General features: G+C 70.4%; 14 protein-coding genes and 3 pseudogenes. 6 read left to right on the forward strand and 11 right to left on the reverse strand.

Annotated elements, in window-relative coordinates; genetic code table 11:
* Position 1: 1 nt before the first annotated feature.
* The 4 genes and pseudogenes from ilvG to MU852_RS05435 all read right to left on the reverse strand — a co-directional run bounded on the left by ilvG (position 2) and on the right by MU852_RS05435 (position 4,704).
* A pseudogene (ilvG, locus tag MU852_RS05420) lies at positions 2–1,704 on the reverse strand (acetolactate synthase 2 catalytic subunit).
* A 3-nt stretch (positions 1,705–1,707) separates the two neighbouring features.
* The gene (gene ilvC, locus MU852_RS05425) at positions 1,708–2,721 is read right to left on the reverse strand and encodes a ketol-acid reductoisomerase (RefSeq protein ID WP_249751336.1); all 1,014 of its coding nucleotides are present in this window, start codon (positions 2,719–2,721) and stop codon (positions 1,708–1,710) included.
* A 3-nt stretch (positions 2,722–2,724) separates the two neighbouring features.
* Entirely contained in the window at positions 2,725–4,464 is a 1,740-nt protein-coding gene (gene ilvD, locus MU852_RS05430; protein WP_249751337.1) for a dihydroxy-acid dehydratase, read from the reverse strand.
* A gap of 90 nt (positions 4,465–4,554) precedes the next feature.
* Positions 4,555–4,704 carry a hypothetical protein gene (locus MU852_RS05435; protein ID WP_249751338.1) on the reverse strand — a complete coding sequence of 50 codons (150 nt, stop codon included), beginning with the start codon at positions 4,702–4,704 and terminating at the stop codon, positions 4,555–4,557.
* A 234-nt stretch (positions 4,705–4,938) separates the two neighbouring features.
* Between MU852_RS05435 and gap the strand changes: the two genes are divergently transcribed.
* From gap to rpoH, 6 genes and pseudogenes are all read left to right on the forward strand, one after another.
* Positions 4,939–5,946 (forward strand): type I glyceraldehyde-3-phosphate dehydrogenase, encoded by a 1,008-nt coding sequence (gene gap / locus MU852_RS05440; protein WP_249751339.1) that lies wholly within the window; start codon positions 4,939–4,941, stop codon positions 5,944–5,946.
* A gap of 153 nt (positions 5,947–6,099) precedes the next feature.
* Positions 6,100–7,296, forward strand: a complete 1,197-nt coding sequence (locus tag MU852_RS05445) for a phosphoglycerate kinase (RefSeq protein WP_249751340.1) — start codon at positions 6,100–6,102, stop codon at positions 7,294–7,296.
* A gap of 159 nt (positions 7,297–7,455) precedes the next feature.
* Positions 7,456–8,541: a class II fructose-bisphosphate aldolase gene (fba, locus tag MU852_RS05450; RefSeq protein ID WP_249751341.1), complete on the forward strand. Its 1,086-nt coding sequence runs from the start codon at positions 7,456–7,458 to the stop codon at positions 8,539–8,541.
* 67 nt (positions 8,542–8,608) lie between these two features.
* Positions 8,609–9,596: pseudogene (locus tag MU852_RS05455) on the forward strand (RluA family pseudouridine synthase).
* A gap of 10 nt (positions 9,597–9,606) precedes the next feature.
* Positions 9,607–9,912 carry a GNAT family N-acetyltransferase gene (locus MU852_RS05460; RefSeq protein WP_249751342.1) on the forward strand — a complete coding sequence of 102 codons (306 nt, stop codon included), beginning with the start codon at positions 9,607–9,609 and terminating at the stop codon, positions 9,910–9,912.
* Positions 9,913–10,134: 222 nt separating this feature from the next.
* A pseudogene (gene rpoH / locus MU852_RS05465) lies at positions 10,135–11,007 on the forward strand (RNA polymerase sigma factor RpoH); the annotation flags it as partial.
* 25 nt (positions 11,008–11,032) lie between these two features.
* Here rpoH and MU852_RS05470 read toward each other — a convergent pair.
* The 7 genes from MU852_RS05470 to MU852_RS17760 all read right to left on the reverse strand — a co-directional run bounded on the left by MU852_RS05470 (position 11,033) and on the right by MU852_RS17760 (position 20,485).
* A complete protein-coding gene (locus MU852_RS05470) occupies positions 11,033–11,836 on the reverse strand; it encodes a response regulator (protein WP_249751343.1) in 804 nt (267 codons plus the stop codon).
* A gap of 65 nt (positions 11,837–11,901) precedes the next feature.
* Positions 11,902–13,197 (reverse strand): adenylosuccinate synthase, encoded by a 1,296-nt coding sequence (locus MU852_RS05475; RefSeq protein ID WP_249751344.1) that lies wholly within the window; start codon positions 13,195–13,197, stop codon positions 11,902–11,904.
* 222 nt (positions 13,198–13,419) lie between these two features.
* Positions 13,420–14,586, reverse strand: coding sequence for a phosphoserine transaminase (locus MU852_RS05480; protein WP_249751345.1), 1,167 nt, complete (start codon positions 14,584–14,586; stop codon positions 13,420–13,422).
* Positions 14,587–14,591: 5 nt separating this feature from the next.
* Positions 14,592–15,536: a DnaJ C-terminal domain-containing protein gene (locus MU852_RS05485; RefSeq protein ID WP_249751346.1), complete on the reverse strand. Its 945-nt coding sequence runs from the start codon at positions 15,534–15,536 to the stop codon at positions 14,592–14,594.
* 82 nt (positions 15,537–15,618) lie between these two features.
* On the reverse strand, positions 15,619–19,314 hold the full coding sequence (locus tag MU852_RS05490; protein ID WP_249751347.1) for a baseplate multidomain protein megatron: 3,696 nt from the start codon (positions 19,312–19,314) through the stop codon (positions 15,619–15,621).
* Entirely contained in the window at positions 19,215–19,496 is a 282-nt protein-coding gene (locus MU852_RS05495) for a C40 family peptidase (protein ID WP_249751348.1), read from the reverse strand. Before MU852_RS05495 ends, MU852_RS05490 begins: the two co-directional genes overlap by 100 nt.
* A complete protein-coding gene (locus MU852_RS17760; protein ID WP_347342348.1) occupies positions 19,442–20,485 on the reverse strand; it encodes a baseplate hub domain-containing protein in 1,044 nt (347 codons plus the stop codon). The genes MU852_RS05495 and MU852_RS17760 overlap by 55 nt, the downstream gene beginning before the upstream one ends.
* Positions 20,486–20,506: the final 21 nt, after the last annotated feature.

Below are 20,506 nucleotides of genomic sequence, written 5' to 3' on the forward strand. Positions count from 1 at the left end.
CTCAGGAGCCCTCCATCATTTCAGCATTGCTCTTGCCTGGCGGAACCAGCGGCCAAACATTGTCTCGGGGATCGATGACCACATGGGCCAGGCAAGGGCCGTCGGCGGCCAGCAGGCGCTGGACGCCCTCCGACACCTGATCGCGGCGATCGATGCGGAAGGCCTCGATGCCGAAGGCCTCGGCCACTTTCACGAAGTCCGGGTTGTCGGACAGGTCGATCTCGGAATAGTTCTCGGCGAAGAATAGCTCCTGCCACTGGCGCACCAGGCCCAGGCTGGAGTTGTCGATCAGCACGATCTTCAGCGGCACGCCGTAGCGCTTCAGCGTCGCCAGCTCCTGGATGTTCATCATGAAGCCGCCGTCGCCGGCGATGGTCACGACGGTCGCCTCGGGGCGGGCCATCTTGGCGCCGATGCCGGCCGGCAGGCCGAAGCCCATGGCCCCCAGGCCGCCCGAGGTGATGTGCGCTTCCGGGCTGGCGAAGCGGCAGTGCTGGGCCGCCCACATCTGGTGCTGGCCCACGTCGCAGGCGGCCACGAAGGCGTCGCCGGCGGCCTCGGAGATTTCCTTCAGCAGGGCGGGCGCATAGACCCCCTCGCCCGGCGCGTCATAGCGATGGGCGCCGGCCGCCGCGGCGCGGGCGCAATCGACCGTCCAGGGCTGGATGTCCAGGGCCGCGCCGGCGCGCATCCGCTGGGTCAGGGCCTCGACGCCCGTCTTCAGCTCGCCGACGACGGCGACGTTGGCCGCGCGCAGCTTGCCGACCTCCGAGGCGTCGATGTCGAAGTGGACGACGCCGGCGTTGGGCGCGAACTCGGCCAGCTTGCCGGTGGCGCGGTCGTCGAAGCGGGCGCCGACGACGATCAGTAGATCCGCCTCCTGGACCGCCTCGTTGGCCGCCCGCGTGCCGTGCATCCCCAGCATGCCCAGCATTCCGGGGGCATCGGTGGGCACGGTGCCCAGGGCGTTCAGGGTCGAGACCTGCGGAATGTTGGTGGCCCGCACGAAGTCGCGCACGGCCTGGGTCGCGCCGCCGATCTTCACCCCGCCGCCGATATAGACCAGCGGCTTCCTAGCCGCGCGGATCGCGGCCTCGGCGGCCGCGATCGCGTCGTGATCGACCGTCGGCGTCGCGTTGGGAATGTGGAAGCCGAAGTCCTCGGTCGTCTGGGCGAACTGCACGTCCTTGGGCAGGTCGACCAGCACCGGCCCCGGCCGGCCGGAGGCGGCGATGTGGAAGGCCTCCTCGACCGCCGCCGGCACTTCGGCGGCGTCGCGGACCAGGATCGAATGTTTCACGATCGGCAGGGTGACGCCCAGGATGTCGATCTCCTGGAAGGCGTCGGTGCCCATCACCCCCTGCGGAACGTTGCCGGTGATGCAGACCATCGGCACCGAATCCATCATGGCGTTGGCGATGCCGGTGATCAGGTTGGTGGCGCCCGGCCCGGAGGTCGCCATGCAGACCCCGACCCGGCCGCTCATCCGCGCATAGGCGTCGGCGCGAAGGCGGCGCCCTGCTCGTGGCGGACCAGGACGTGCTTCAGCTTCGATCCGGCCAGCGCGTCATAGACGGGCATGATGGCGCCGCCCGGATAGCCGAACACCACCTCCACCCCCAGCCGCTCCAGGGTGGAGACCAGCAGCCGCGCCCCCGACTGGGGGACGGCCTCGGCTTGGGGTTTGAAGGCGGCGGCGGTCATGGTTCAGGCGGCCTCGGACTTGGGCGTGTTCAGCCAGGCCATGCGCTCGCGCAGGCGCGCGCCGACCTGTTCGATCTGGCTCTCGCGGTCCGCCTTCAGCCAGGCTTCGTACTGCGGCTTGCCGGCGTCGTTCTCGGCGATCCAGTTGCGTGCGAAGGCCCCGCTCTGGATCTCGTCCAGGATGGTCTTCATCCGCGCCTTGGTCTCGTCGTTGACGACGCGCGGGCCGCTGGCCACGGCGCCGTACTTGGCCGTTTCCGAGATGAAGTGGTGCATCTTCGAGATGCCGCCCTCGTAGAACAGGTCCACGATCAGCTTCAGCTCGTGCAGGCATTCGAAATAGGCGATCTCGGGCTGGTAACCGGCCTCGACCAGGGTGTTGAAGCCCTGCATCACCAGCTCCTTGGCGCCGCCGCACAGGACGGCCTGTTCGCCGAACAGGTCCGTCTCGGTCTCTTCGCGGAAGGTGGTCTCCAGCAGGCCGCCCGTCGCGCCGCCGTTGCCCTTGGCGTAGCCCATGGCCCGGTCGCGCGCCTTGCCGGTCGCGTCCTTCTCGATGGCGAACAGGCTGGGGACGCCGCGACCGCGCTGGAACTCGCGACGGACCAGGTCGCCCGGTCCCTTGGGCGCGACCAGGATCACGTCCATGTCGTCGCGCGGCGTGATGCGCTCGTAGATGATCGAGAAGCCGTGGGCGAACAGCAGGGCCGAGCCGGGCTTGGCGTTGGGCTCGATGATGTCCCGATAGACTTCGCCCTGGATCATGTCCGGCGTCAGGATGGCGATGATATCGGCGCCCTTGACCGCCTCGGCCGGCTCGGCAGTCGGCACCCCGTCGGCGGTGGCGTGTTTCCAGCCCGTGCCGCCGTGGCGAACGCCGACGACCACGTCATGGCCGCTGTCCTTCAGGTTCTGCGCATGGGCGCGGCCCTGCGATCCATAGCCGATGATGGCGATGCGCTGGCCGGCGATGGCACCGGGGCGGATATCGTCGTTGATGTAGATGGTGATGGCCATGGGTCAGGCGTCCTGAGCAGCGGTTGTCTTGTGAGACGCCGGAACTTGAGCCGGCGGCGGGTTGGGGATGGTGACGGCGCCCTGGGCGGCCGAGGCGACCGAGGCGCGGTATTTGGCGAAGACACCTCGCGCCGGACGGACTACGTGGGGCGTAAAGCCCGCCCGGCGCGTCGCCAGATCGATGTTGGTGTCGATCCGGCGGTTGGTGACGTCGATGGTGATGCGGTCACCATCGCGAATGAGGGCGATCGGACCGCCGACGGCGGCTTCCGGCGAGACGTGGCCGGCGACGAAGCCATAGCTGGCGCCCGAGAACCGGCCATCGGTCAGCAGGGCGACGTTCTCGATCTTGCGGCCCTTCAGGGCGGCGGTGACCTGCAGCATCTCGCGCATGCCGGGACCGCCCTTGGGCCCTTCGTAGCGGATGATGATGACGTCGCCCTCGCCGACCGATCCGTCCTGGACCGCGTGGAAGGCGTCTTCCTCGCTGTCGAAGACGCAGGCCGGGCCTTCGAACCGGTCGACCTTGTGGCCCGTCAGCTTGATGACCGCCCCTTCGGGCGCCACGTCGCCATAGATGACGGCGAAGGAGCCGCGCGCCATGACGGGCGCCTCGAAGTCGGTCACGACCTGCTGGCCCGGAGCTTCCTCGGCCTCTCCGGCCTCCACGAACAGGCTGCGGCCGCTGACGGTCGGCGTGTTGACGATCTTGCCGCCCTGGGCCAGCCGCTGGGCCACCAGCCGCGTCCCGCCGGCGGCGTACAGGTGCGAGGCCAGGAACCGCCCGCCCGGCTTCAGGTCGCAGATGACCGGCGCCTCGACGCAGGCCTGGTGGCAGTCCTCGACGCCGAACTCGATCCCGGCCTCGGCCGCGATGGCGGTCAGGTGCATGACCGCATTGGTCGATCCGCCCGAGGCCGAGACGGCGACGGCGGCGTTCTTCAGGCTGGCCTTGGTGATGTACTTTCGCGCCGTGTCGCCGGCGAAGACGCGCTCGACGATGATGCGCCCGCACCGTTCGCCCTCGGCCCCCTTGGCCGGGTCGACGGCGGGCACGTCATTGGCGCCCATCGGCGAAATCCCCATGACCGACAGGGCCATGGCCATGGTGTTGGCGGTGAACTGGCCGCCGCAGGCGCCGGCGCCGGGGCAGACCGCGCTCTCGACCGCCTTCAGCCCCGCATCGTCCAGCGTCCCGGCCGAATGGGCGCCGATCGCCTCGAACACCTCCTGGACCGAGACTTCCTTGGTTCCGATCACGCCGGGCATGATGGTGCCGCCGTAATAGACCAGACCGGGGATATCCATCCGCGCCAGCGCCATCGCCGCCGCCGGGATCGTCTTGTCGCAGCCGACGATGCAGACCACGCCGTCCAGCTGGTGGCCTTCGATGGCCAGTTCGATGCTGTCGGCCACGACCTCGCGGCTGATCAGCGAGGCCTTCATGCCCTCGGTGCCCATCGAGATGCCGTCGGTGACGACGATGGTGTTGAAGTCGACCGGATAGCCGCCCGCCGCCACGATGCCGGCGCGCACGTCCTTGGCCAGACGGTCCAGGTGCATGTTGCACGGCGTCACCGTCGACCAGGTGTTGACGATGCCGATCATCGGCTTTTCGAAATCCTCGTCGCGCATTCCGGCGGCCCGCAGATAGGAGCGCGCCGCGGCCCGGTTCGGGCCGTGCGTGACCGCCGCGCTGCGCGCGTTCGGCTTACGAGGCTGAGAGGTAGAATCTTGCGTCATCGGTCCAGTTCGGTTCGAACCGCCAAGCACGAAAAACCCCGCTTCCTTTCGGGAGCGGGGTGGTGCGAGGCGATCCTGAGTGCGTCTAGGTCAGGTCGCGTGCATCCACGCCGCTTGCGTAAGCAGGCCAAGGAGTACGAGCGTAATGAGGAAAACCGGGGCTTCCAGGCCGATCGGCGCGCGCGCGACGGCGACCGCTTCAGCGGTGCGTCCCTTCATGTCGCGCATCATCGTGGCCACGGGCTGGCTCCCTTGTTCGAAAGGCAAGAAACCATAGCGCATCATGCGAAGCAACCCGCCATCGCAAGAATTTTGCGCGACAGCGATTTGAGGCCGCTTGAAAGGGTGTTTCTTGCCCAGGGACGACAAGGCGTGGCGGTCGAACGCGCGATTTTAGGGGGTCGGGGTTGAAACGCGCCGCGCCCGGGCTCATTGAAACGCCCAATCAACAAACCGCTCAGAGGAACTCCGTCCATGACCGTTCGCGTCGCCATCAACGGCTTCGGCCGCATCGGCCGCCTTGTCCTCCGCTCCATCGTCGAACATGGCCGCAAGGACATCGAGGTGGTGGCGATCAACGACCTGGGCCCGGTCGAGACCAACGCCCACCTGTTCCGCTACGATTCGGTCCACGGCCGCTTTCCCGGCACGGTGACCTCGGGCGAGGACTGGATCGACGTCGGCGCAGGCAAGATCAAGGTCACGGCCGAGCGCGATCCCGCCAACCTGCCCCACGCCGAGCTGAAGGTGGACATCGCCCTGGAATGCACCGGCATCTTCACCTCCAAGGACAAGGCCAGCGCCCACCTGAAGGCCGGCGCCAAGCGCGTCCTGGTCTCGGCCCCCGCCGACGGCGCCGACAAGACCATCGTCTTCAAGGTCAACCATGAGACCCTGACCGCCGACGACATCGTTGTGTCGAACGGCTCGTGCACCACCAACGCCCTGGCGCCCGTCGCCAAGGTGCTGAACGACCTGTTCGGCATCGAGCGCGGCTACATGACCACCATCCACTCCTACACCGGCGACCAGCCGACGCTGGATACGATGCACAAGGACCTGTACCGCGCCCGCGCCGCCGCCCTGTCGATGATCCCGACCTCGACCGGCGCCGCCAAGGCCCTGGGCCTGGTCCTGCCGGAACTGAAGGGCAAGCTGGACGGATCGTCCATCCGCGTCCCGACCCCGAACGTGTCGGTCGTGGACCTGAAGGTCGTCGCCGGCCGCGAGGTCACGGTCGCCGAAATCAACGAAGCGCTCCAGGCCGCCGCCGACGGCCCGATGAAGGGCGTGCTGTTCACCACCACCGACCCGCTGGTGTCGCACGACCTGAACCACATCGCCGCCTCGTCCACCGCCGCCCTGCCCCAGACCCAGGTCGTCGATGGCAAGCTGGCCCGCGTGCTCAGCTGGTACGACAACGAATGGGGCTTCGCGACGCGCATGAGCGACACCGCGCTCCAGATGGCGAAGTTCCTGTAAGGTCTTCGTTTCCCGCTCATCCCGGCGAAAGCCGGGACCCAGTCCTTTGGGCGATCCAGCCCGACCGTTTCGCACCGCTCATGATCCCAGTCGGCGCGCCCGCGACAAGGACTGGGTCCCGGCTTTCGCCGGGATGAGCGGAAGGAGAAAACCATGACCTTCCGCACCCTCGACGACGCCAAGGACCTCGCCGGCAAGACGGCCCTGGTCCGGGTGGACTTCAACGTCCCTATGGAGAACGGAAAGGTCACCGACGACACCCGGCTGCGGGTCGCCGTGCCGACGATCCAGCGCCTGCGCGACGCGGGCGCCAAGGTGGTCCTCCTGGCCCATTTCGACCGCCCCAAGGGCCAGCGCGTCCCGTCCATGAGCCTGAAGCCGGTGGTCGAGCCGCTGGAGAACGTCCTGGGCGCGCCGGTCCGCTTCGCCGACGACTGCATCGGCGGCCCGGCGGTCGAGGCCATCCGCGACCTGGATCCGGGCGGCGTGCTGCTGCTGGAGAACGTGCGCTTCCACGCCGCGGAAGAGGCCAACGACCCGGTCTTCGCCGAGAAGCTGGCCGACCTGGGCGACCTCTACGTCAACGACGCCTTCTCGGCCGCCCACCGCGCCCACGCCTCCACCGAAGGCGTCGCCCATCACATTCCCGCCTACGCCGGCGAGTCCATGCGCCGCGAACTGGAGGCGCTGGACGCCGCCCTGGGCAATCCGCAGAAGCCGGTTCTGGGCATCGTAGGCGGCTCCAAGGTCTCGACCAAGCTGGACCTTTTGAAGAACCTGGTCGGCAAGCTGGACCGCCTGGCCATCGGCGGCGGCATGGCCAACACCTTCCTCTACGCCCAGGGCGTCGACATCGGCGGTTCGCTGGCGGAAAAGGACATGGCTGACACGGCCCGCGACATCCTGGCCGAGGCCGAGGCGAAAGGCTGCGAAATCCTGCTGCCGATCGACGTGGTCGTCGCCACCGAGGTCAAGCCGGGCGCCGAGACCCGCACCGTCCTGGCCCGCGAGGAAATCGGCGACGAGGAAAAGATTCTCGACGCCGGCCCGCTGACGGTCGAGAAACTGCTCAAGGCCATGGCCCTGTCCAAGACCCTGATCTGGAACGGCCCGCTGGGCGTGTTCGAGGTCCCGCCCTTCGACGCCGCTACCGTCAAGGCCGCCGTCGCCGCCGCCGACCTGGCCCGGTCGGGCGCCCTGGTCGCCGTCGCGGGCGGCGGCGACACGGTCGCGGCCCTGAACCATGCCGGCGTGGCCGACGACATGACCTTCGTCTCCACCGCCGGCGGCGCCTTCCTGGAATGGATGGAGGGCAAGGCCCTGCCCGGCGTGGAAGCGTTGCGCGCCTGACGCAGCCGGGGGATTTTCGCTTCCCCTGCGCAACCCGAGCCTTTCCATCGGTCTATAAGGACTGCGTCCCGACTCGCCTGTAACACGGCGTGACTTGGGGCGTGGTCGGCGCTAAGATTCGGCCAACCAAAAAGACTATTCGGCTCAGGAGATTACCCAATGGCGCGCATCACGCTGCGACAGCTGCTCGACCATGCGGCGGAGAACGACTACGGCCTGCCGGCCTACAACATCAACAACATGGAGCAGGGTCTGGCGATCATGGAGGCGGCCCACGCGGTCAATGCTCCCGTGATCATTCAAGCGAGCCGAGGCGCGCGGAACTACGCCAACGACATCGTCCTGGCCAAGCTGATCGACGCCCTGGCCGAACTGTATCCGGACATCCCGGTGTGCATGCACCAGGACCACGGCAACGGCCCGGCCACCTGCGCCACCGCCATCCAGTACGGCTTCACCAGCGTCATGATGGACGGCTCGCTGGAGGAGGACGCCAAGACCCCCGCCAGCTATGAGTACAATCTCGACGTCACCCGCCGCGTGGTCGAGATGGCCCATGCCTGCGGCGTCTCGGTCGAGGGAGAGCTGGGCGTGCTGGGCAGCCTGGAGACCGGCATGGGCGAGGCCGAGGACGGCCACGGCTTCGAGGGCAAGCTGGATCACTCGCAGCTGCTGACCGACCCGGACCAGGCGGTCGAATTCGTCGCCGCCACCAAGGTCGACGCCCTGGCCATCGCCATGGGCACCAGCCACGGCGCCTACAAGTTCACCAAGAAGCCGGACGGCGACATCCTGGCCATGAACGTGATCGAGGACATCCACCGCCGCCTGCCCAACACCCACCTGGTGATGCACGGCAGCTCGTCCGTTCCGCAGGACCTTCAGGACATCATCAACCAGTACGGCGGCCAGATGCCCCAGACCTGGGGCGTGCCGGTCGAGGAGATCCAGCGCGGCATCAAGCATGGCGTGCGCAAGGTCAACATCGACACCGACAACCGCATGGCCATCACCGGCGCCATCCGCAAGGTCCTGGCCGAGAAGCCCGGCGAGTTCGATCCCCGCGCCTATCTGAAGCCCGCCAAGGAGGCGATGAAGAAGCTCTGCATGGAACGCTACCAGCAGTTCGGCTGCGAGGGCCAGGCCTCCCGGATCCGCCCCCTCTCCACCGCCCAGATGGCCCAGCGCTACGCCTCGGGCGACCTGGACCCGTCCTTCCGCGGCGCGACCGTCAAGGCCGCCTGAGACGGTGGCGTCATCCGCCGGTCGTGATAGACCGGCCGGCGGAGGCCCCTTGTCCCACGCGAACCCCATCGAAGACGACGACGACGCGCCCGCCGAGGTGCTTGAAGCCCGCATCGACACGCCCGGCGTCCGCCTCGACAAGGCCCTGGCCGAAGCCTTCCCGACCCTGTCGCGCGCCCGCCTCCAGGCCCTGCTCGCGGCCGGCGCCGTCAGCCGCGACGGCCTGCCCCTGACCGGCGGCGCATCGAAGGCCCGGCCCGGCCTCTACGCGGTCGCCCTGCCGCCCGTCGCGCCCGCCGATCCGCAGCCGGAAGCCATCCCTCTGACGGTCCTCTACGAGGACGCCGACCTGATCGTCATCGACAAGCCCGCGGGCATGGCCGCCCACCCGGCGCCGGGATCCGAGACCGGCACCCTGGTCAACGCCCTGCTGGCCCACTGCGGCGCCGGGCTGTCCGGCATCGGCGGCGTGCCCGTCCCGGCATCGTTCACCGGTTGGACAAGGACACCTCGGGCGTCATGGTCGCCGCCAAGACCGACCGCGCCCACGCCGGCCTGTCGGCCCTGTTCGCGACCCACGACATCGAGCGCACCTACATCGCCCTGACGCGCGGCGCGCCGTCCCCTCCAAGGGCCGGATCGAGACCCGCATCGGCCGCTCTTCCGGCGACCGCAAGAAGATGGCCGTGCTGCGGACCGGCGGCCGCGAGGCGATCACCGACTACCTTGTCCAGACCACGTTCGGCCAGCCGGCACGCGCCGGCGGCGCGCCCCTGGCCGCCCGCGTCGCCTGCACCCTGCACACCGGACGCACCCACCAGATCCGCGTCCATCTGTCGTCCAAGGGGTCGCCCATCCTGGGCGACGCCACGTATGGCTCGGGCAGCCCCGCCGCCCCGGTCCGCGCGGCCATCGTTGCGGCGGGTCTGACGCGCCAGGCCCTGCACGCCGCCGTGCTCGGCTTCGTTCACCCGGTCACGGGCCAGCCGCTGCGCTTCGAAACCGCGCCGCCCCCTGATATGATCCGGCTGGAGCAGCTGCTGTCCGAGCTTTGAGGAGCCGTCGATGACAGACCCGGAAATCCGCGACAACCCCGACCGCCACCAGTACGAACTGCCCGTCGATGGTGACCTGGCCGTCGTCACCTACAACCTGTCGCCGCCCAATCTGATGATCACCGAGACCCTGGTGCCCCAGCGACTGGAAGGGCGCGGCATCGCCAGCCGCCTGGCCCGCCACGTCGTGGACGACGCCCGCGCGCGCGACCTGCTGATCCTGCCGGTCTGCCCCTTCTTCTCCGCCTGGTTCCAGAAACACCCCGACCAGGCCGACGTGGTCCATCCCACCTACCGCGGCATCCTGGGGCTTTAACCCGCCGTTCCTCCGCCCGCCTTGAACGGCAACAGTCGAAGTTCTATATTCAGCGTCGACCGGCGCGAGTGGCGCCCGGGCAACGGTCACGCTTTCGTGACAAACCGCCCCTAAAAAAGGCGGCAACCCATCGCCACTTGTCCGGTTGAGGGGAGAGGCGTCGATGCACGCGCGTGGTCGACGGCGAAGCGCCCGCTCGTTCAAGACGGTCGGAGGGACCATATGGCTGCCAACAACACGCTCGCGATCATGTCGCCCGAACAGGGCCTGTCGCGCTATCTGACGGAAATCCGCAAGTTTCCGATGCTGACCAAGGACGAGGAGTTCATGCTCGCCAAGCGCTGGTCCGAGCATCAGGACCCCGAGGCCGCCCACCGTCTCGTCACCTCCCACCTGCGCCTGGTGGCCAAGATCGCCATGGGTTATCGCGGCTACGGCCTGCCGATCGGCGAGGTGATCTCCGAGGGCAACGTCGGCCTGATGCAGGCCGTCAAGAAATTCGATCCGGACAAGGGCTTCCGCCTGGCCACCTACGCCATGTGGTGGATCCGCGCCTCGATCCAGGAATACATCCTTCGCTCCTGGTCGCTGGTGAAGATGGGCACCACGGCGGCGCAGAAGAAGCTGTTCTTCAACCTGCGCAAGGCCAAGAGCCAGATCTCGGCCTTCGAGGAAGGCGACCTGCATCCCGAACACCTGTCGGCCATCGCCACCAAGCTGGGCGTGTCGGAGCAGGAGGTCACCGACATGAACCGCCGCCTGGGCGGCGACGCCTCGCTGAACGCGCCGCTGCGCGCCGACGGCGAAAGCGAATGGCAGGACTGGCTGGCCGACGACACGGCCGTCTCGCAGGAAACCCAGCTCGCCGAGGACGAGGAAAAGGGCATCCGCATGGGCCTGCTCCAGGAAGCCATGGAAGAACTGACCGACCGCGAGAAGCACATCCTGACCGAGCGCCGCCTCAAGGACGACCCCGTCACGCTGGAGGAACTGGCCGGCCAGTACGGCGTCAGCCGCGAGCGCGTGCGTCAGATCGAGGTCCGCGCCTTCGAAAAGCTGCAGAAGGCCATGCGCGCGGCGGCCGAGGAACGGAACTGGTCGACGCCTGACGGCGCGCGGGTCAGCCGGCCTGCTGGGCCGGCGCCTGCGTGCTTGGATTCAGCGACAGGATCGCGCCGACGGGCTGGGCCAGTCCGGCCTTGCTGGGCGTTCCGGACGCCAGATAGCTCTCCAGCGCCGCGGCGGCGATGGCCAGCTTGGCGTCGGCGGTCCGAACCGCCAGGCCTTTCAGCGTCGCCGCCTGTTGGCGAACGGCCCTGACGGCCTGCATCGGGTCCTGGTCGAACTGGGTCATAGCCGCAACCAGGATGCGCGTCGCCTGGTCGCGCACGTCCACCACGCTGCCGCCGTCGGTGTCGCCCCGCCGCTTCTTGGCCCCGCTGTATTCGCCCGAGTTGAACCGGCGCCGGTCCGGCCCGACGTAGCCGACCGCCTCCACCCACGGGCGCGGCTTCAGGGCGACGTTCTCGACCCGCTTGAACAGGTCGCCGGTCGTGAAGGGCTTTCTCAGGAACTCGTGCACGCCCGCATCGCGCGCGCCCCGGATCGTCGCGGCGGTGGCCTCGGCCGTGACCATGATGATCGGCGCGGTGCGGCACGTCATGTGCGAGCGGCGCACCTTGCGCGCCAGGCTTTCACCGCTCAGCGTCTGGCCCGAATATTCGGTGAAGATGACGCCGGGCTCCACGTCGCGGATCAGTTCCATCGCCAGGTCCTCGTCGCCCTCGACATAGACCTCGCGCGCGCCGAAGCCCTTGATGATGTCGGTCATCAGGCGCGCGGCCGAAGCGTTGGGATCGACGACGACCACCCGCCGGACGACGGGCGCGATACGACTCAGGGTCTTGGAGTCGGCGGTGAACACGGTGTGGCTCCCTGGCTAGGGGATTCTCCTTAACCGCAACACCGTTAAGACCGGTTGAACGCCCCTTACCCCTGGAAGGGGTCGCGCATCAGGATGGTGTCGTCCCGCTCCGGGCTGGTCGACAGCAGGGCGACCGGCGCTCCGATCAGCTCCTCGATCCGCCGCACGTATTTGATGGCGTTGGCGTTGATGTCCTTGAAGCTGCGCGAGCTTGCGGTGCTTTCGCTCCAGCCCTCCAGCTCCTCGAACACCGGCTCGGCCGCCGCCTGGTCCTTCAAGCTGGACGGCAGATAGTCCAGCACCTCGCCGTTGACCCGATAGCCGACGCAGATCTTCAGCGTCTCCAGCCCGTCCAGCACGTCCAGTTTCGTCAAGGCGATCCCGTCGATGCCGTTGATCGCCACCGACTGGCGCACCAGCACCGCGTCGAACCAGCCGCAGCGCCGCGCCCGCCCGGTGTTGACCCCCACCTCGCGACCCACCGTCGCCAGATGCTCGCCCACCGCGTCGTTCAGTTCGCAGGCGAACGGCCCCTCGCCCACGCGGGTCGTATAGGCCTTGACGATCCCCAGAACGTAGCCGACGCCCTTGGGCCCGACGCCCGACCCCGCCGCCGCCTGACCGGCCACGGTGTTGGAGCTGGTCACATACGGATAGGTGCCGTGGTCCACGTCCAGGAAGGCGCCCTGCGCCCCCTCGAACAGCACGCGCTTGCCCGCCTTCTGCGCCTCATCCAGCACCCGCCAGCCCGGCTTCACATAGGGCAGGATCTTCGGCGCGATCTCCAGCAGCGACGCCAGCAGCGCCTCCGGATCGATCGGCTCCAGCGCCAGCCCCGCGCGCAGCGGATCGTGGTGCGAGCGCAGCCGCTCGATCTTGACCTTCAGATCGTCTTCATTGGCCAGGTCGCAGACGCGGATGGCGCGGCGGCCCACCTTGTCCTCATAGGCCGGGCCGATGCCGCGCCCGGTCGTGCCGATCTTGGCGCCCGGCGCGCTGGCTGCGGCCTCGCGCGCCACGTCCAGCGCCGGATGAATGGGCAGGATCAGGCAGGCGTTGTCGGCGACGGTCAGGATGTCGGGGCTGATCGTCACGCCCTGGGCCTCGATCTTCTCGATCTCGCCGACCAGATGCCAGGGATCGACCACCACCCCGTTGCCGATGATCGACGGCTTGCCCTGCACGACGCCGCTGGGCAGCAGCGCCAGCTTATAGACCTTGCCGTCCACGACCAGCGTATGGCCCGCATTGTGCCCGCCCTGGAACCGCACGACCATGTCGGCGCGGTTGGACAGCCAGTCCACGATCTTGCCCTTGCCCTCGTCGCCCCACTGGGCGCCGACCACCGCCACGTTCGCCAAAGCCGTCTCTCCGCTGAATGCGGGCGCAGCCTATAGCCGGGGAATCGTCCGGTGTCTCCGTAAGATCCTCCCCCGCAAGGCGGGGAGGGGGACCACGAAGTGGTGGAGGGGGCGGACGCCGCACGGGCGTCGGAATGGGTGTCACGGACCTGTCGGTCAAACCGGGTCCGGTTCCGCCCCCTCCACCACCCTTCGGGCGGTCCCCCTCCCCGTTCCGCTCCGCTACTCGGGGGAGGATTGAAGCGCCGTCTCGAACGCCCATTCCAGCCAGGGCGTCGCGGCGACCACGTCCGACGTCTCGACCGTGCATCCGCACCACAGCCTCAGGCCCGGCGGGGCGTTGCGGTGCGGCTCCATGTCGAACACCGCCCCCTCGCCTTCCAGCAGGGCCTTGAACCGCGTCACGAAGGCCTTCTGCGCCTTCTCGTCCAGCGCCGTCAGGCGCGGATCGACGAACTTCAGGCACACCGACGTCGTCGACCGGATTTCCGGACGCTCGGGCAGGAAGTCGATCCAGTCGGTCCTCTCCACCCATTCGGCCAGCGCCGCGGAGTTGGCGTCCGTCCGCCGGATCAATTCCGCCAAGCCTCCAACCGACCGCGCCCACTCCAGCGCGTCGATCCAGTCCTCGATGGTCAGGATCGAGAAGGTGTTGATCGCTGCGCCGTCCGCCAGCGACCGGTCGAACCGGCCCTTGCCGTCGGTGATCCGCAGCACCTTGGGGATCGCCCGCTCGGGCCGGTAGCTGTCCAGCCGCTCCACCGCGCGCGGCGACAGCGCCATCACCCCGATCCCCGCCTCGCCGCCCAGCGCCTTCTGGAAGCTGAAGGTCACGACATCCAGCTTATCCCACGGCAGCGGCATGGCGAAGGCCGCCGAGGTCGCGTCGCAGATCGCCAGCCCCTGACGGTCGTCCGCGATCCAGTCCCCGTCCGGCACGCGCACGCCCGAGGTCGTGCCGTTCCACGGAAACACCACGTCCCTGGACCAGTCGACCTTCGACAGGTCCGGCAGCTCGCCCCACGGCGCCGTCAGGGCCTCGGGCTCCAGCCCCAGGTGGTCCTTCACGTCCGCCAGCCAGGTCAGGCCGAAGTTCTCGAACGCGACCACCTGCGCCGGCCGCGCGCCCAGCATCCCCCACAGGGCCGCCTCGACCGCCCCCGTGTCGGACCCCGGCGTATAGAGCATCACATGGCTCTCAGGCACTTCCAGCACCTCGCGCGTCAGCCGCAGCCCGTGCGCGAACCGCTCCACCACTTCCGGCGCGCGGATGCCGCGCCCCAGCAACCCATGCGGCAGGCCCGCCAGGCTGTACCCCGGCCGCTTCGCCGTCGGCCCGGACGAGAACCACGGCCGCTGGGGCCGGACATCGGGTTTCTGGATCGTCATGGGGTTCAGCGTCCGGGCGTATAGGGCCGCTTGGCCCGCCAGTCCTCGGCGAAGGCCCTCAGCGTCTCGTCCTGCTCGTCCGGCAGTGTGACCACCAGCTTGGCCAGCAGGTCGCCGCGCTTGCCGCCCGCGAACGCCCCGCGTCCCTTCAGCCGCAGCACCTGGCCCGAGTTCGAGCCCTTGGGCACGGTCATCTGCACCACGCCCTCGGGCGTCGGCACCCGGACCTTGCCGCCCAGAACCGCATCGGGGACCGACACCGGCAGGTCCATCGTCAGGTCGGCGCCCTCGCGCCGATAGACGGGGTGCGCCTCGATCTTCAGCTCGATCAGGGCGTCGCCATTCTCGGCCCCGCGCCCCGGCGCGCCCTGGCCGCGCAGACGGATCACCTGCCCGTCGGACGCGCCCTTGGGGATGGTCACGTCCAGCGTCCGCCCGTCCGAGAACTGGATGCGCCGCGTCGCGCCCGCGATGGCGTCCTCCAGGCTGATCTCCAGCGTGGCCTTCACGTCCTGCCCGCGCGCGGTGAAGTCGCGCGCCCCGCGCTGACGCCCCGCCCCGCCGAACATCCCGAACAGTTCGTCCAGGTCGATGCCCTCGAAGTTGGCGCGCCCGCCCGGCCCGCCGGTGTGGCTGAAGCCGCCGGGTCCCCCGCCCATGCCGCCGCCCATGCCTTGCCCGAACGGATTGCCGCCGCGCCCGCCGCCGAAGCCGCGGAACTGTTCGTTGCCCTCGGCGTCGATCTGGCCCGCGTCGAACTTCTTGCGCTTCTCGGCGTCGCCCAGGATGTCGAACGCCGCCGTCACCCGCTTGAACTTTTCCTCGGTGATCTTGTCGCCGGGGTTCTTGTCGGGATGCAGTTCCTTGGCCAGCTTGCGGAAGGCCTTCTTGATCTCGTCCGCGCTCGCCCCTCTCGAAACGCCCAGTTCCTTGTAGGGATCGCTCGCCACGTCGTCTTCCGCTCCATGAAAATCCGCCTGTTCAGTTAGTCCATGCACCGCCCGGCGCAAAGGGCGGGCGCCGGCATAATCGTCAGTCCAGCGCGATTTCGGCGGGCTGGCCCCAGCCGAAGCCCTCGCCCCATTGGCGCACCCGCGCGCGCGCCCCGCCGCCGCCCGCGAAATCCTCGGCCCGCATCGCCGCCGTATAGGCCGCCTGCGGCTGCATCGTCTCGAACGACCGGGCCGTCTCGCCCGCCTTCAGGATGTCGACGCGCCAGCGCGCGGCGTCCGGCGCCCCGACCTCGCCCTCCCAGCTGTCGCCATAGCGTCTCGCCCGCGCCGTCCAGGCCAGGCTCTGCCCGCCGGCCCCGTCGTCGCGCGCCGTCAGGCCGGCGGGCCGCCACGGCCGGTGATGCAGTCCACGCGGCATGAACAGGGTCTGTGCGAACCCGGCCTCGCCCGGCGGCTGGCCGCTCGGCCCCGTGCGGCAGACCAGCGGCAGGCCCCGCTCCTCGCGGCCGAACCGCGCCCGCGCGACGCCGGCGTTCAGAAACACCACGATCGCGCCCCGCGCCGCGCCGGCCGCCCGCTCGGCCTCCGTGCCCTGCTGCCCCCGCAGCAGGCCGCACAGCCGCCACAGCCCCGCCCCCTCCAGCGTCGCGCCCTCCAGCGTCGCCTGCCGGAACTGGATCAGCTCCCAGCCTTCCCCCGCCTCGACCGCGACCAGGTTCGCCCCGGCCAGGACCGCAGCCTCCGCCGCGCTTTCGGGCGCCGCGCCCTCCACCGCGACCCGCAGGCTGTTGGCCTCGTCCCAGCGATAGACCACGCCCGGCGCCAGCGGCTCGACCAGGCGCCCGACCGCGACCGGCGTCTCCACGGTCGCCCGCACCGTCAGCGCCGTGACGGAGGGCCCCGCGTGCAGCCGCATCGGCCGCCAAGGCTCGACCGCCACGGCGGCCAGCGGCCGGTCGTCGTCCTCGAACCCGACCAGGGGCGGCAGGTCCAGCAGGCGCACGAACGGCGCGCCCGCCACGGCCGGCGGCTCGCCCGGCGTCCAGCCTCCCGGCGCTCCGCCCGGCGCCGCGCCGTCCCCCAGCCGGACCAGCCGCGCGGTCGGCGTCTCGTCGGCGCCGATCCGCTCCACCCGCCAGACGCCCGCGCGGCCCTCCACCGCCACCACGTCCCCCGGCTCCAGCCGCATCCGCCCCAGCGGGTCCAGCGCCAGCGCCAGCGCGTCCTCGCCTTCCGCCTGCAGCAGCCGCGTCGCGACCGCCTGCGCCAGATCCCCCGCGCAGACGACGGGCAGGTCCAGGTCGCGCCCGCCCTCCTCGCCGTCGTCGTCGGTCCGCACGGTCGCCGTCCCGGTCTGATAGTCCGCCGTCTCGTCGATGAAGCGCACCCGCGCCGCCGTCGCCCGGGGCTCCAGCCGCCGCTCGGCCCGCATCGACGCCCCGTCGTCAGGCAGGGCCAGGTCCTCCAGCGCGATCTCCGCGCCCGCCGCCTCGCGCCCGACCACGGCCACCCGCCCGTCCCGCTCGGCCGCGATCACATCGAAGGCGGTCAGCAGGGGCGCCAGCGCCTCGCGCGCCCGCATGGGCCGGTCGATGACATAGCCTGACGCCGCCCCCTCCACGCCGGTCACGGTGAAGTCCTCCACCCCGCCGCGCCTCAGCACCGCCGCGATCAGGTCCGCCCCCGCCCCGACCAGCCGCCCGTTCAGCCAGTGGCCCGCATTCCAGGCCGAGGCGTCGGCCCACACCGCGTCCAGCGCCGGAAACGCCGGATAGGGCCGCGCGTCCCAGCACCACAGGTCCGCCGCCTCCAGCATCCGCCCGTCGTAAAGGCCCGACTCCGGATTGTTCTCCGCCCGGGCGTAGTGTCCCAGGATCGCCTCCAGCGCCCGCCGCTGGGCCGTGTCGTCGCGCCCGCCGTCCGAGTGCGGCGGCAGGGCGTTCTCGCTGCTCTTGGGGTCCTGGAACAGGTTGGGCGCGTTCGGCCCCCGGTCCACCGCCGCGCAGCCGACTTCCGTCAGCCGGATCGGCTTCATCCGGGGAACCCAGGCCGTCGGCGTCGCCGCCCGCACCCCGCCCGGCCGGTCGTGATGCGGATTGGACCACCAGCCGAACAGGTCCTTGGGCCGGAACAGCCAGTGCTCGCCGTGCGCCGTGTCGAGGATGGGGGTCCGGACCTGCGCCGCCCGGTCCGCCGCGTCGGCGTAGAACCAGTCGAAGCCTTCGCCGCCCGCGACGCCGGCCGCCAGATAGGCGGGGTCGTTCTTCCCGGCCCAGGTCTCGCCGTCCAGCCCGCCCGCGCCCTCGCGCCAGTCGCTCAGCGGCGGATACCAGTCGATGCCGACGTAATCGATGTTCGCATCGGCCCACAGCGGGTCCAGGTGGAAGATCGCCTCACCGCCCGCCTGTCGCCCGAAATATTCCGACCAATCCGCCGCATAGGACAGCTTGACCCCCGGCCCGACGATCCCCCGGCACTCGCCCGCCAGCGCCTTGAACTGCGCCACCGCCGGAAACCCGCCGTCCTGATCGCGCGTCCAGGTCACGCCCCGCATCTCCGATCCGATCAGCAGGCCGTGCGCCCCCGTCTGGGCCGCCAGCGTCGCATAGTGGCGCGCCATCCGCCTCAGGCCCCAGCCGTCGGCCGCCCCGAACAGGGCCTCGATCTGCCCGGCCGCCTCGGCCCCGTCGTCACCCGCGATCCGCCCCCGCCACGGATAGCCGGGCGCGTCCATGAAGACGAACGGATACAGCGTCACCTCCAGCCCCCGCGACTTCAGCAGTCGGATCGCCTGGCGCACCGTCTCGTCCGACGGCGTGCCGCCATAGGCCGGCCGGCCGTCCACCGTGCTGATCAGATGCGCGTTGCTTCGGTCCAGCCCCGCCACCGACCAGCTCAGCGGCTCGGTCGGCTTGTCGCGCCGCTCCACACCGGGCCTGACCTCGCACTCTCCGGCGCGCAGGCTGGTCCCGAACCAGCCGACCACCAGGCTGACCCGCTTCAGGTTCGGCGCTTGGGCCAGCAGCTGGTCCAGCGACACCGCCAGGTCCGGCCGCCCCTCCGAATGGTGCACGTTCTCGCTGGCCGTGCGCGTCAGCCCCTCGCGTCGCGTCACCGGCTCGGTCGCCAGTACGAACTCGCCGGCGCCAGGGATCAGGCAGACCCCCTCCATCAGCTCCTCCAGCCCCGGCGTCAGGCCCGGCGCGCGGCGGAACACCTCAAAGCTCAGCTGCGGCGGCCGGTTCCCGAACGGCCCCAGCGGCAGGTCCTCGAACACCACATAGGCCGTCCCGCGATAAGCCGGCGCGGCGCCCGCACCCTCCACCGCCTCGATCAGCGGATCGGGCGTCTGGTCCTCGGTCCCGCGATACAGCCGCATGGCGATCCCGGCCGTGGCCAGCGGCTTGCCGTCGGCCCACACCCGCCCGATCCCGTCGATCGGCCCCTCGCACAGGGCCACGGCGAAGCTCAGCGAATAGTCGTAGTCGACCGACCTGGGCCCGCCCTTGCCCCCGCCGCTCTCGTTTCTCCGCTCCAGGAACCGCGCGGCCCAGACGATCTGCCCCGTCACGCGCGCCCGGCCGAAGACGCAGGCCATCGGCGCCCCCTCGGCCGTCCCCTGGACCTTCAGCCCCTCCAGCCTCGGCCCCTCTCGCGCCGGCTCCAGCGCGCCGATCAGGCCGTTGTCGACGACCCGCCCCAGCGCCCCGCCGACGATCCGCCCGAGCCCGCCGCCGACCAGTCCCCCCAGCCCGCCCAGAACCACCTGCGCCATTCGCTACTCCCCGGAAACCGAAACACCGCCGCCAGACGCCGCCGCCACCACGGCCCCATCCAGCTCTCGACCACCGACCGGCCCCAATAGGCGTGGATCATCCGCGGCTCCGGCCCTTCCAGATCGCTCAGGATCGCGCAGTGCTTGACCGCCGCCCCCTCCGCCATGCGGAACAGCAGCACGTCCCCCGCCGCATCTCTCCGACCGGAACCGCCTCCAGCCACCGCCCCGCCGCCGCCAGCAGCGTCTCCTCGCCCCCGACCTCGGCCCAGTCGGCGGCATAGGCGGGCGCGCGCTCAGGCTCCTCGCCCACCACCTCGCGCCACACCCCCCGCACCAGGCCCAGGCAGTCCGCCCCCGCCCCCTTCACGCTGGCCTGATGCCGATACGGCGTCCCCAGCCACCCCCGCGCGGCGGCGACGACCGCACAGCCCTCTCCCTCCCCCTGCGGGGGAGGGTCGAGCGCAGCGAGACCGGGTGGGGAGGGCCAGGCGACACACCTCCGCCCTTTCGGACCTGACCCAATCGTGAGGCTTTGCCTTGCCGTCCCCACCCCGTCGCTCCGCGACGACCCTCCCCCGCGGGGGAGGGAGAAACCTCGTCCGCGTCCCTCATCGCCGGCTCCCCCGTCGTTGCGCCCGCCGCTCGCCGGATAGGCCGTCAGGAAGTCGTCGCCGGGCACGTCGGGAAAGCCCCGGAAATTTCGCCCGTTTCCGAACGTCTCCACGCAGGTCTCCCAGCGCTTGTCGCAGGTCGCGCCCGGGAACAGCGCTCGGTCCGCCCCGCACCGCCCGTCGCCCAGGCGCGCGTCGCACATCCGCCCGTAGGTCCGCCCCACGACCCGCTCCAGCTGCGCCAGCGGCCCTTCCAGCTCGGCGGTGAACCGACCGTCCTCGCGGCTGATCCGCGCCAGCCGCCCGGCCCACAGCCGCACCCTCAGGTCCGGCCGGCTCCAGTCGACCCGCCACAGTTCGACCGACGCCTGGTCGTACAGGCCCGCCTCGATGTCCGCCTCGCTCAGGACCGCGTCGTCCAGCACCCCGGCCGCCGTCATCGACCCCGCCGCCAGCCCGACCGCGGTCTCCTCGGCCCCCGCCGTCCAGCCGCTGGCCGCCCGGCACGTCAGCCCGTCCATCGTCAGGTCGCGGTCATGGTCTGTGAACCCCGTCACGACCCCGTCCGCCCGCGCCAG

The organism is Brevundimonas albigilva (assembly GCF_023503965.1).
Classification (GTDB): Bacteria; Pseudomonadota; Alphaproteobacteria; order Caulobacterales; family Caulobacteraceae; genus Brevundimonas; species Brevundimonas albigilva.

What these genes read in the sequence shown, in the direction of transcription:
- ilvC (WP_249751336.1), bottom strand. Translation starts at nt 2,721, where the DNA reads ATGGCCATCACCATCTACATCAACGACGATATCCGCCCCGGTGCCATC.
- ilvD (WP_249751337.1), bottom strand. Translation starts at nt 4,464, where the DNA reads ATGACGCAAGATTCTACCTCTCAGCCTCGTAAGCCGAACGCGCGCAGC.
- gap (WP_249751339.1), top strand. Translation starts at nt 4,939, where the DNA reads ATGACCGTTCGCGTCGCCATCAACGGCTTCGGCCGCATCGGCCGCCTT.
- MU852_RS05445 (WP_249751340.1), top strand. Translation starts at nt 6,100, where the DNA reads ATGACCTTCCGCACCCTCGACGACGCCAAGGACCTCGCCGGCAAGACG.
- fba (WP_249751341.1), top strand. Translation starts at nt 7,456, where the DNA reads ATGGCGCGCATCACGCTGCGACAGCTGCTCGACCATGCGGCGGAGAAC.
- MU852_RS05460 (WP_249751342.1), top strand. Translation starts at nt 9,607, where the DNA reads ATGACAGACCCGGAAATCCGCGACAACCCCGACCGCCACCAGTACGAA.
- MU852_RS05480 (WP_249751345.1), bottom strand. Translation starts at nt 14,586, where the DNA reads ATGACGATCCAGAAACCCGATGTCCGGCCCCAGCGGCCGTGGTTCTCG.
- MU852_RS05490 (WP_249751347.1), bottom strand. Translation starts at nt 19,314, where the DNA reads ATGGCGCAGGTGGTTCTGGGCGGGCTGGGGGGACTGGTCGGCGGCGGG.